Genomic DNA, 12,842 nt, shown 5'->3' with positions numbered 1-12,842 from the left:
TACCGTCCTTGGCAAGTCGAAATGACATTTTTATGATTGTTTGTTGGGTTAATGAGCATAAATAGCGATTTATTGACTTTATTGTTTGGCTTTTAATCGATGTCTTATTTATATTTTTCCAATTTTGAAATTTTAAGATCAAATTTACCGACTTTCACCTCTTCGAATATCCCTCATTTATTGTGTAAATTGTTCAAAATGACTTAAAAGATTAGAATTTATGCTTTTCAGTGACATTTTCACACTTGAGATTTGGTTTAGGTATATAATGCCGACTTAATTATACCTGTGAGATGATGACTGCGATTCCATGTTAAATTTTTTTGCTGCTGCCCCTAAGGGTTTTGAATATAGCTTATCTAATGAGCTTAAAGAGTTTGGTGCTACTGATGTTAAGGAAAGCGTCGCTGGTGTGTATTTTTCTGCACCAATAGAACTCGCCTACCGAATTACATTATGGTCTCGCCTTGCTAGTCGCATTGTCGTGGTTATCTATAAAGGTGCTTGTGAATCTGCCGAGCAACTTTATAACGCAGCTTATGCTGTCGATTGGCCATCTCACTTCTCTAATAACAGTACATTTGGTATCGACTTCCATGGTACTGGTGGATTTATCAATAACACCCAATTTGGTGCATTGAAAATCAAAGATGCGGTAGTTGACCGTTTTCGTGATGATGGTAAAGAGCGCCCAGACGTAGAGCGTATTAATTCTGATTTTAGAATTGATGCTCATTACCGAAATAATCAACTTACCATGTCGATCAATTTTTCTGGTCCTTCTTTACACCAACGCGGTTATCGCTCTACTACAGGTGAAGCGCCGTTAAAAGAAAACCTTGCAGCCAACATGTTGGCTCGAAGTGGCTGGCAAGCAAATCCTATAACGTTATTAGACCCTTTTTGCGGAAGTGGTACCGTCGTTATTGAAGCCGCTTTAATTGCTGCTGATATCGCCCCTGGTTTACAACGTGCAAGATTTGGTTTTGAGCATTGGCTTGAGCACGATGAGACTATTTGGCATCAAATTTTAGATGAAGCACACGCCAGAGCTTCATTAGGTAAGACTCGCTGCGCGGTTAAATTCTTTGCATCAGATATCGATTCTCGCTTAGTGGCTTTAGCTAAAAAGAATGCTGAAAATGCAGGTGTTGCCGATTTAATTGAGTTCTCTGTATCGGATGCGTTAAATGTGACTCCACCTGTTGCAGACGGCTTTCTTATTTCTAATCCTCCATATGGTGAGCGCTTAGGCAGTATTACTGAACTATTGCAGTTGTATTACCAGCTGGGTGACAAATTTAAGAAAGACTTTGGTGGTTGGAAAATTGCCATGCTTTGCAGTGACATTGAGTTATTATCAGCATTAAAGCTAAAAGCTGATAAGCAAATGAAGATGTTTAATGGCGCACTTGAGTGTGGTTTTAATCTTTATACTCTGCATGCTAAAAGTACTCGCCGCGAAGCGCCAGTATTGCCTGAAGGCGTCGATATTGCCGATATTTCACCTGCTTTTGCTAACCGCATTAAAAAGAACATGAAGCAGCTGACTAAGTGGGCTAAAAAAGAGGGCATTGATAGCTACCGTATTTATGATGCTGACTTACCAGAGTACAATGTTGCGGTTGATAAATATGTCGACCATGTTGTGATTCAAGAGTATTCAGCGCCAGCGACGATTCCGGAAGCCGTCACTAAACGCCGTTTAACGGATGTGTTGTTATCACTACCGAATGCGTTAGGTATTGACCCTGAGCTTGTGACATTAAAAACCCGTGAGCGTCAAAAAGGGACGAATCAATATCAAAAAATTGATGAGCAAAAGCTTGAGATCATTACTCAAGAATATAACGCCCGCTTTAAATTAAACCTAACAGGGTATTTAGACACTGGCTTATTTTTAGATCATCGTTTAACCCGTAAATTGGTTGGTGAAAAGTCAGCGGGTAAACGTGTACTGAACTTGTTCTCATATACCGGTAGTGCGTCAGTACATGCTGCACTTGGCGGCGCAAAATCAGTAACCACTGTTGATATGTCGAATACCTACCTTGCTTGGGCTAAAGAGAACTTTGAGCTAAATAACCTCAACGTTAGACAATATCAGTTTGAGCAAGCTAACTGCATTCAATGGATTAAAGATTGTAACGAACAGTTCGATTTAATCTTCATTGACCCGCCAACTTTTTCTAACTCTAAGCGTATGGAAGATAGCTGGGATGTTCAGCGTGACCACGCAGCACTATTAGTTGATTTGATTAAATTGTTAAGCCCGACTGGTGAAATAATTTTCTCGAATAACAAGCGTAAATTTAAAATGGATATCAATCTTTTAAGTCAGTATAAAATGGACGTGAAGAATATTGATAACCAAACCTTACCATTGGATTATAAGCGTAATCCGCACATCCATAACACATGGTTAATCACTCATGCTAAGTCGCCTTATAGCAGCTAAATCATGACGAGTAGTAATATGTTAACTAACACCATGACAGAAAACTCAGGTTTAATTTTGTATCACACAGATGGGTGTCATCTGTGTGAAATCGCTCAATCGTTGGTTGAGCAATTAGGCTTGAGCTATCAACATATCGATATTTGCGATGACGAAGTATTAGCTGAACGTTATGGCATTTCTATTCCGGTGTTAGTGATGGGTGATAAAGAACTGTTTTGGCCGTTTGATGGCGAGCAGTTAACTGATTTTATTAGGAGCGTCGTTTGAGTCTAGTTCGTATTAATAATGGTTCGTTAGCCTATGGTTACACACCATTATTGAAAAATTCTGATTTCACTATTTTACCTGGTGAGCGTGTTTGTATTGTGGGCCGAAATGGCGCAGGTAAATCAAGTTTAATGAAAGTCTTATCAGGTGATGTGTTACTTGATGACGGTGAGTTTAATATTGCATCTGATGTCACTGTGAGTCGTTTGCAACAAGATCCACCTAAAGCTGAAACAGGGACAGTATATAAGTATATTTCAGCGGGGCTTCAAGAAATTGGTGAACAACTAGAGCGTTATCATCAGCTTTCTCATGACGTTGCAACAGCTGAGCCTGAAGCAATGGAGAAAATGCTCAATCAAATGACTCGCTTGCAAGAGTCACTTGATCATAATAACGGCTGGCAACTTGATTCAAGAATCATCCAAAATTGTGAGTTATTAGGACTAGACCCAGATAAGCCTCTGAATGAGCTGTCTGGCGGCTGGCAACGTAAAGTCGCATTAGCCCGTGCCTTAGTTAGTGAACCTGACTTATTGTTACTTGATGAGCCTACTAACCACCTTGATATTGATACCATTGAATGGTTAGAGCAATTCTTGCTTAATTTCAAAGGCGCGATTGTCTTTGTCAGCCATGACCGTGGCTTTATTCATCGTATGGCGACTCGCATTGTTGATTTAGACCGTGGTGTTGTAACGTCATGGCCTGGCAATTACAAAATGTACCTAGAAGGGAAGCAGGAATGGTTACGTGTTGAAGCTGAGCAAAATGCGCATTTTGATAAAAAACTTGCTGAAGAAGAAGCTTGGATCCGTCAAGGGGTTAAAGCCCGCCGTACTCGTAACGAAGGCCGCGTTCGAGCATTAAAAGCCTTAAGAACGGAACGCAGCGAACGTCTGAATCGTCAAGGCAATGCGAAGATGAACGTCAGTGATACTGAGCGTTCAGGTAAATTGGTATTCGATATTAAAAATATCAATTACAACCTGCCTGAAAAAGACTTGGTTAAAAACTTTAGCTCAACCGTGATGCGTGGCGATAGAATCGCATTAATCGGACCAAATGGTTGTGGTAAATCTACCTTAATTAAACTATTAATTGAGCAGTTAACCCCGCAATCTGGTGAAGTGAAAGTCGGTACTAAACTTGAAGTGGCTTACTTTGACCAATACCGTGAAGCACTAGACCCTGAAAAAACGGTTGAAGAAAACGTCGGTGACGGTAAAAGTACTGTGACAATTAATGGCCAAGATCGTCATATCTTGAGCTACTTACAAGACTTTTTATTTTCGCCAGCTAGAGCGAGGACACCTGTTAAAGCATTATCCGGCGGTGAGAAAAACCGTCTGTTGCTTGCACGCTTGCTTTTACGGCCAGCAAACTTGATTATTCTTGATGAACCTACCAATGACCTTGATGTTGAGACCCTAGAATTGTTAGAGTCTCTACTCACTGATTTTCAAGGGACATTACTGATTGTAAGCCATGACCGTGAATTTATTGATAATACGGTGACAAGTAGTTGGTGGTTTGCAGGTAATGGTGGCTGGCACGAGTATGTCGGTGGATACAATGATGCTGTATCTCAGGGCGCTAAATTTTATTCTGAGGAACCTGACGCCACATCTGTTGTCATACCATCAGCACCCGTTGAAACTAAGGCTGAAAAACCTAAACAAGCTGCAACGAATGCACCAAAAAAATTGTCGTTCAAACTTCAACGCGAACTCGACCAATTGCCGAGTAAGATGGAGAAGTTAGAACAAGAAGTTGAAGAATTACAAACAACTGTGGCTTCGGCTGATTTTTATAGCCAACCACAAGATACTGTCAATTCAGTGCTTCAAGCATTGGCGACAAAAGAACAAGAATTGGACACTTGCTTTGAACGTTGGGAAGAACTCGAGTCATTGAAGTAAGCGCATAATAAAAATAGGAATTAAAATGAAGTCGAAGTTTGATAAGGCATTATCTGTCGTTGCCTTGAGTGTGCTTGGCGCTATCGGAAGTGTTCATGCTGCTCCAGTATATGAAATTGTAAACATCGAAGATTTTGACCTTAAAGGTAATGTCGATGGCACCAGCCGTGGTTATGCCCTTGGTGTTAATGCCAACGACGAGATGGTCGGTGTATCTAAAGGTAAGAAAAAGTTATCAGTAGATGATGAAGACGACGATGGTGTTATTGACGTAGAAGACGGTATTGCGCCAGAAGAAGCCATTGTTTATTCAGTTTATTTACCAATTATTGCTAATAACTACACTTTTACTGCTGAAGAAAATGACGCAGAATCTCCATGGAACCCTAACTTCTTCAGCATTAATGGTACGACAGCGCCTACTGACGTTGACGATGAAGGTGATTTAATTGTCAATTCAGTCGATACCTTTTTTTATGGTATGAACGATAGCGGCGTTAAAGTTGGCGCTTATACCGCACCTGAAAAAACCATGGACTATGAAGGTGAACAACCTGAAGATGAAGATGATTTTATAGAATATTGGTATTATCGTGACTTTGAATTACGCGGAGTTGCGGTAACAGAAGATGGCACTGAAATCGAACTTAATCCTTCATATGAAACATACGTGCGTGAAGATGACGACTTTGTTGTTGAGCTAGGTGGTTGGTCAGCGGCCGCTGCAGTTAACAACAGTAACTTAGTTGCAGGTTATGCAAGTACAGCCATTACAGAATACAGTTCAGGCCGTGTTGACGATTGTATTGATGCCAGTGAAGACGAAGATGAGGAGTTTCCAGTACCTGTAGAAGTGTGCGTTCAGGCTGATCAGTACCCATCAAATGGTGTGAGAAATATTTCTTATCAAACCCGAGCTCACGTGTGGCAAATCGAATCGGATAATACGATCCCTGAAGATAATATTATTGAGCTTCCACTTGGTTTAACTCCGGATGAAGATTCTACTCTTAACTACACCGCTCAAGGTTTAGGTATTAATAATGACGGTGTAGTTGTCGGTCGTTCGCACACTTACCGTAACGGTAAAGAAGATGACTTATACCAAGATGCAGCATATTGGCAGAAAAATACCACGACAGGTGAATACGAATACAATTGGATTGACCCTGACATTTTCAGTGATACCGTCTATAGCTCAATAGCTTATGATATTAATGATAATGGTATAGTTGTGGGTAGCTTCCAAAAATACATCAGTGGCTATTTAAGAGAAAAATTCTTTTACTACGACATTAATGACCCTGCAGCTGAAATTGTCGTCCCTGATGATTTTCAAGAAGGTCTGTCAGATTTAACCAGCAAACCAAAAGCCATCAATAACGCAGGGCAAGTTGTTGGTAACATTGAAGTGACTTACGATAAAGACACGCCACGTCCTAAGGCTGGTTTCTTATTCAACATGAACGACAATGAGTTTATCAACATCAATAACAACTTAACTTGTGAATCGAAAGGTTACGAGCAAGATGAAGATGGTGAGTGGACTCGTCATCAAGTTGAAGTCATTGATGGTGATGGTTCAATCCTAACCTATGGTGCTGAATTCTATGTTGTTGAAGCAAACAGCATTAATGAGGAAGGTACAATTGTAGGCACGGCATTTGTTCGTAAACCTGTTTATCAATACGATGAAGATGGTAACTTGATTTTAGGCGAAAATGGCACGCCATTATTTGAAATTGATGGCAATGGTGATCCTGTAACATCGTTCCTAACCCGCATGGTTGTGCTTAAACCTACTTCGAGCAATCAAGAAGCCTGTACAGAGTCTGACTTAGTAGAAGATGAACCGTATGAACGTAAAGGTGCGGCATCATTTGCCTGGTTATTAGCTTTGCCGTTACTTTGGTTACGTCGTCGTAAACTGAAATAGCTTGAGCATTTTTTCAACAAAAAGTCGAGGTTTATTCCTCGATTTTTTTTTGTCTTTTTTCTCAATACTTTAATTAAAAATGCATAAATTTGTCATAAATCGACATTGATCTTGTGTAAAAAGTCGCCTATTTCTTATGGTGAAGCCATTGATGAAGTGACTAATCAATGGGCTTAATTAACAAAATGAGGATGTGTTAATGAAAAGACAAAAAAGAGATCGATTAGATAGAGCTTTTTCTAAAGGGTTCCAAGCGGGAATTGCAGGACGTTCAAAAGAACTTTGTCCATATGGTACTTTAGATTCTAAATCACAATGGTTAGGCGGGTGGCGTGAAGGTGTTGATGGCCGTTTAAGCGGTTTGTTTAATAAATAGGAATCGTTGTTGTCCAAATACAAAAAAGCCCTCATACGAAGAGTGAGGGCTTTTAAGAAAGATTTTATGTAGTGTCTATGGCATCAAATTTAAATAAATGAAGTTTGATTTTACTTCCACTTCAGCACTTATATTCAGCAGCACTATTTAAACAGCTATATGTCAAACCACTGATTACAAAGTTTATACTTCAAAATATTTTTCTGAGACTAAATTTAACACTAAATTATCAATCGGTAATTCTGCTGATAGCATCTTTAGAATGTAGAGGTATCTTTAAAAATACCCACTTTTAAGTCTGTAGCAGAGTATATCTCACGGCCATCGACTTCCATTACTGCATCAGCAATGCCCATAACGAGTTTACGGTGTATTTTGCGCTTTAATGTCAGTTTATAAGTGACTTTTTTAGCTTCTGGCAATACTTGACCAGTGAACTTGACTTCGCCCACACCTAAAGCACGACCTTTACCTTCAGCGCCTTCCCAACCTAAATAGAATCCAACGAGTTGCCACATTGCATCTAAGCCTAAGCAACCAGGCATAACAGGATCGCCATTAAAGTGGCAATCAAAAAACCATAACTCTGGGGTAATATCAAGTTCTGCTACGATTTCGCCTTTACCAAACTCACCACCGTTTTCATTGATTTTAGTAATACGGTCGATCATCAACATATTATCGACAGGTAAGCGAGGTGAGTTAGGCGCAAAAAGGCTTCCATTACCGCATGCGATTAACTCTTCTTTAGTGAAACTGTTAGCTTTTACCATTTAAAATATTACCACTTAATGTTGAGTAGGGTGACAAGATAGCGAACACGTGTAAGCTAAACAACTCCGATCACTAAATAATTCGTAATTTTATTAATATTTTTTGTAAAAATGACGGTTCGACATCGTCATCATCTTGGCCAGCCATTTTTTCTAATCTTTGTTGGACGAGTCCATACAAAGATTTCTCTGGAAAATCATTGTCTTCATTTCTCTCACCAGCATTAATTTGCATTAGCAAAGTGATAGCTTCATCCATGTGCGCTATTGCATGGACATGGAATAAACCTTTATCAATAGCTTCAATAATTTCTGGCTCAAGGTTCAATTGCAACACATTAGCTTTTGGAATGATGACACTGTGTTCACCATTTAGGCCACGGCTTTGACATAGTTTAAAAAAGCCTTCAATTTTTTCGTTAACACCACCAATCGCTTGTACATTCCCAAATTGATCTAGTGCACCTGTAATTGAAAAAGCTTGATTAATCGGTTGCTCCGCAATTGCTGACATTAAACAACAATATTCAGCTAGTGAGGCACTATCTCCATCAATCTCTTGATAAGACTGTTCGAATACAATATTGGCATTTAAATGCAATGGTGCGTCACGACCAAAGATACGATACAAAGAAGCTGATAAGATCATCATGCCTTTAGTATGGATATTGCCACCCAGTTCAGATTTTCTTTCAATATCGATGACTTCACCGTCACCATAATGAACTGTGGTTGTGATTCTGGCTGGTTCGCCATAACTGGCATCTTGGGTATCAATCACTGTTAAGCCATTTATTTGGCCTATCATCTCACCCGATGTTTGCAAATTAATGAAATTATCAGCAAAGTTTTGCGCAGCGTAAATTTCAGAACTGTCATGACGCTTTTTAATATTGACTAGTGCATTAGATAAGGTAGACGCGCTAACCGACTTAGCATGGGTTAACGCTTTTGCTTGGGTCAGCAATTGCGCAATTTGTAGAATTGATAAACTTAAACGCTGCTGATGTTCTGTGAGTTTTGAGCTATACCAGAATAAAGGCATTAAAGCGGATAGCTCCAATTGAACACCATACTCATTAGCCAAACTCAAAAGCCATTGTAAGTATTGAGCCTCTGAGTATTTGGTTAAGTCTAACTCTGAATTTACTTCGGCGAGTAGCGGAAAGTATTTGAAAAAGACTCGGTCCTCACTACGTAAATGAGTAAACAAATTAGCAGAGCCGACAAGGATAATTTTACAGTTCAGCGGAATTGGAGCAAGTTCACTGTTGATGCGGTAAAAACCATCTTCAAGAATTTGCATCACAAATTCCCACAATCCCTCGCGCTTCCAAAGTGACTCTACATCAATAAATACAAAATGGTTCGAAGCTAATATCCCAGCTTTATATTGGCTCGATTTATCGTTTTTTTGCATTTTACCAATTAAATCCGCACGGCGAATTTGACCGCTGATGTAGCTATAGAGCTGATTTTGATTGGCTATAGTTCCAACGTTTGCAGAAGGTAGCTCAGTTTGCCAACGAAAACTTAAATCTTGGTTATCGTTTTGATTTTTTGTCGCGACTAAATATGAGTCAGACGGAGTATCAGCTTGCCCAACTAAAGCTTTAAAAAATAACTTACGATCGATACTTGCAAAGTCAGCAAGATAGAGGTGCTGATTGTCAATTTTTGTCATTAAGTTAAATGCATCTGTACAGCGTTCTTGTCCAAGTAACAGATGACTTAAATAAACAGTACTTGGTAAAGATTGAGGCAAGGTAAACTGCGGCGCAAGTTGCGAGGCTGGGATCAAAGTTGTGGTCATAGCTACAAGTGTTAGAAATAATTAAAAAGATTTTAGCACACAATATCGTCATATCATTGAAATGATTCTTCTATCAGTCAGCTATTTATGGCTTTTATGGCCGTTTATAATGTACTAGAGAGACGGTTTTTACTAAGTCTGCTTAAATAATAACTAAAAAGACTATTTGATGACCATTTGAATAAGTTTTTAAAAAATCATGTTTACAAGTGAGCCTGATACTTATATTATTCTCGGCGTTCGGAGAGATGGCAGAGTGGTCGAATGCACCGGTCTTGAAAACCGGCATGGGTTTGTAGCCCATCTAGGGTTCAAATCCCTATCTCTCCGCCATATTAAGAAAAGCCCGCTAAGTTATTAGCGGGCTTTTTGCTTTTTGAAATTTGAGATATTTGTAAAGATATTTAAAAGGTTTGTAGCGTCTCAATGTAGGGTTCATATCCCTATCTCTGTGCTATATACAAAAGCCCGTTATTAAAAAGCAGCGGCATTTTTGTTTTCGAAAGACCATTGCAACATAAGTTTGTATCTTAATTAGCAACTACTGGCGTTGTTAATTAAAATTAATAATTGCTCAAGATGCTGAAACTTATGCTTAAAAATGGTTTTTCAATGTTTAAGGGGACGCTGAATATATTTATTGGTATGCGAATTGATACAATTCAACATATAATCGAATTTCATAATTGAGTTTGGAAAATATTTTGTTGTTTAAACGTCTAAAAATCATTTTTTTGTTAGTGTTATCGTTGAGTTCTTTCTCAACGCTTGCACAAGTGCAACTAAATGAGACTCAGAAACAAAATAATACTGATCTAGTAACCGCTGAAATGTCGACTTGTGTTTCAGGTGACTCAATTGCTTTAAGCATTATATCATCTACTGATAGTGCAAAAGCTTATGTCTCAAATACTGCTCAAGCTAATAAAATTAACCTATTGCAATCTCAACTGTTACAAACTGATAGCCAGAATGTTGTTTCTAATCTAGTTAATAATCAGGCTAAATCTAAGCAATTTTCTAAAGAAAAAGAACAACCGCTTATTGGTGAGTTAACCAATATTAACTTTTTTAATGAAGTTCGACGGGTTGTCAGTAGTGATAATCGAGCAGGGGTCGGCGCAAGACCTAATTATTTTCTACAAATCGCTTTTTTCGAGCCAATTATATTCAACCGTTATATCGCCCCGATAGAAAAACCTAAATTCACCACTCATTGGACTAGCCAGCTATCTAGTGCCGTTTCTCGCCTATCAGGCTGGAAAGACGGTAACAGCCTCTATAGCCACCATCATATACGTTTTAGCTAACTCTCTGTTATTCAAATAAATTATTTATTGCCGATTTACGGCTAATTTATTGTGCTCTTGGACATACCTATTTGAGTTGATTTCTTTCGAGTTTATTTCGTAAGAGTTAAGTTTCATAGGCTTTATCTAAGCAAGTGCACGGTCTCATTCTTAACAGAGAATAAAACGTGAATAAAAAAACACCTCAAGCTCCAATTAATCGCTTTGCGACTTGGAAATACATCGTGCTGCTTATTAGCATTTTAATGATGTTTCTTAGCGCATTACCGTCGCTTTATGGCGAGAATGCAGCTCTACATATTAACGCTAGAGACAATCAAATTGAGATATCTCAACTTGTTAAACAGTTAAATAGCGAAGATATTTCGACAAACTACGTTACCCAAACCCGAGATAAAATAACCGTAGTGTTGAGCGAACCTAATCAACAATCTGCTGCCAAATATTCGATGGAATCTTACTTAGAAAAAGATAACGTTGTTGTTGCTTTGGCTATGGAGTCTGATGCACCTCAATGGTTAACAGACTTGGGTTTTAATCCAATTAAATTGGGTTTGGATTTACGTGGTGGTGTCCAATTCTTATTGGATGTTGATATGGAACCTGTGTATCACGCCCATCGACAAATGGTCATTGATGAATTTAGGCAAATGGTCAGAGGCTCTCAAGGCCGACATGTTGATGGCAAAGTGCAGCTGAACTTTCGAAATAATGCCGATTTACAAGCTGGGGTTGCGAGTGCTCGTGAAGAGTTTCCCCAGTGGCAACGCAGCGTAAATGGTAACACCTTGGTAATGACGCAAACTGAAGAAGCGCGTGATGTATTGCGTAGTACAACGGTTCTTCAAAACCTGCAAATTATGCGAAGCCGCATTGAGCATTTAGGGATTACTGAGGCTTCTGTGCAGCGCCAAGGTCAAACAAGAATTCGCATTGAGTTACCAGGGGTTCAAGACCCTGCCACTGCAAAAAATGTGATTGGCGCAACAGCGTCTTTATCTTTCCACGCTTTAGCTGAGCCGCGCTCACCAATGGCAATGACCGTAGATGATGAAAGCGGCAGACCAGTGCATTTAAACAGAAGAGCAATTTTAGGTGGTGAGCATATCATTGATGCTAGAGCAAGCATTGGAGAAATGGGCATGCCGCAAGTGAACCTGACTTTAGACTCTGCTGGTGGGAGAAAAATATCTTCATTCTCACGGGATAATATCGGTAATCCAATGGCGACGCTCTATAACGAGTTTAGCCAAGGAAAAGATGGTGAAAGTGTTGAGCAAAGTAAGGTCATCAGTGTCGCGACTATTCAAGCGCACCTAGGTAATCGCTTTATGATTTCAGGTAGTGGTAATTTAGCAGAGTCACAAGAATTAGCGATGTTACTGAGCGCTGGCTCGTTAACTGCACCTGTCACCATAGTAGAAGAGCGAACCATTGGCCCAAGCCTTGGCGCTGAAAATGTTAAAAGTGGTTTTGCAGCCTTAGCATTAGGTCTAGGTCTAACACTAACATTTATTGCCTTTTGGTATCGACGATTAGGTTGGGTGGCTAATACTGCATTATGCATCAACCTTGTCATGCTGGTGGGTTTAATAGCGTTAATTCCTGGGGCCGTTTTGACTATGCCAGGTATTGCGGGTTTAGTACTGACAGTTGGTATGGCTGTTGATACTAACGTACTGATTTTTGAGCGAATCAAAGACAAAATGAAACAAGGTTATAGCTTTGCTCAATCCATTAACAGCGGTTTTGATAGTGCTTTTTCATCTATTTGGGATGCGAATTTAACCACAATGATTGTGGCAATAGCCCTTTACTCAATTGGTAATGGACCTATTCAAGGCTTTGCCCTGACACTCGGCTTAGGGCTTCTTACAAGCATGTTTACAGGCATTTTCCTTTCAAGAGCCATTATTAACCTAATTTGGGGACGTGATAAACGTCGCATGGTAAAAATATAATGAAAAATTCATCAGATAATTTA

At 39.4% G+C, this 12,842-nt stretch carries 9 protein-coding genes and 1 tRNA gene; 8 read left to right on the top strand and 2 right to left on the bottom strand.

Annotation, left to right across the window (positions count from 1 at the left end; all coding sequences use genetic code 11):
• The first annotated feature begins 310 nt into the window (after positions 1-310).
• The 5 genes from rlmKL to rmf all read left to right on the top strand — a co-directional run bounded on the left by rlmKL (position 311) and on the right by rmf (position 6,962).
• Entirely contained in the window at positions 311-2,458 is a 2,148-nt protein-coding gene (rlmKL, locus tag K5Q58_RS19920; protein WP_220755600.1) for a bifunctional 23S rRNA (guanine(2069)-N(7))-methyltransferase RlmK/23S rRNA (guanine(2445)-N(2))-methyltransferase RlmL, read from the top strand.
• Positions 2,459-2,461: 3 nt separating this feature from the next.
• On the top strand, positions 2,462-2,728 hold the full coding sequence (locus K5Q58_RS19915) for a glutaredoxin family protein (protein WP_259651406.1): 267 nt from the start codon (positions 2,462-2,464) through the stop codon (positions 2,726-2,728).
• Positions 2,725-4,650, top strand: a complete 1,926-nt coding sequence (locus K5Q58_RS19910) for an ABC transporter ATP-binding protein (RefSeq protein ID WP_220755599.1) — start codon at positions 2,725-2,727, stop codon at positions 4,648-4,650. The genes K5Q58_RS19915 and K5Q58_RS19910 overlap by 4 nt, the downstream gene beginning before the upstream one ends.
• Before the next feature lie 25 nt (positions 4,651-4,675).
• On the top strand, positions 4,676-6,586 hold the full coding sequence (locus K5Q58_RS19905; protein WP_220755598.1) for a DUF3466 family protein: 1,911 nt from the start codon (positions 4,676-4,678) through the stop codon (positions 6,584-6,586).
• Positions 6,587-6,785: 199 nt separating this feature from the next.
• Positions 6,786-6,962 (top strand): ribosome modulation factor, encoded by a 177-nt coding sequence (rmf, locus tag K5Q58_RS19900; protein WP_102528615.1) that lies wholly within the window; start codon positions 6,786-6,788, stop codon positions 6,960-6,962.
• 257 nt (positions 6,963-7,219) lie between these two features.
• Here rmf and fabA read toward each other — a convergent pair whose 3' ends face one another.
• Both fabA and K5Q58_RS19890 read right to left on the bottom strand, forming a co-directional pair.
• A complete protein-coding gene (fabA, locus tag K5Q58_RS19895; RefSeq protein ID WP_220755597.1) occupies positions 7,220-7,735 on the bottom strand; it encodes a bifunctional 3-hydroxydecanoyl-ACP dehydratase/trans-2-decenoyl-ACP isomerase in 516 nt (171 codons plus the stop codon).
• A gap of 73 nt (positions 7,736-7,808) precedes the next feature.
• Positions 7,809-9,548: an AAA family ATPase gene (locus tag K5Q58_RS19890; protein ID WP_220755596.1), complete on the bottom strand. Its 1,740-nt coding sequence runs from the start codon at positions 9,546-9,548 to the stop codon at positions 7,809-7,811.
• 242 nt (positions 9,549-9,790) lie between these two features.
• Here K5Q58_RS19890 and K5Q58_RS19885 point away from each other — a divergent pair.
• From K5Q58_RS19885 to secD, 3 genes are all read left to right on the top strand, one after another.
• Positions 9,791-9,881, top strand: a tRNA-Ser gene (locus tag K5Q58_RS19885).
• A 374-nt stretch (positions 9,882-10,255) separates the two neighbouring features.
• Positions 10,256-10,858 carry a hypothetical protein gene (locus K5Q58_RS19880; protein WP_220755595.1) on the top strand — a complete coding sequence of 201 codons (603 nt, stop codon included), beginning with the start codon at positions 10,256-10,258 and terminating at the stop codon, positions 10,856-10,858.
• A 167-nt stretch (positions 10,859-11,025) separates the two neighbouring features.
• Complete coding sequence (gene secD / locus K5Q58_RS19875; protein ID WP_220755594.1) at positions 11,026-12,819, top strand: protein translocase subunit SecD; 1,794 nt, start codon at positions 11,026-11,028, stop codon at positions 12,817-12,819.
• Positions 12,820-12,842: the final 23 nt, after the last annotated feature.

Source organism: Shewanella sp. KT0246, from assembly GCF_019654955.1.
In the GTDB taxonomy this organism is placed as follows: domain Bacteria; phylum Pseudomonadota; class Gammaproteobacteria; order Enterobacterales; family Shewanellaceae; genus Shewanella; species Shewanella goraebulensis.
This window is presented reverse-complemented; position numbering and strand designations above follow the sequence as displayed.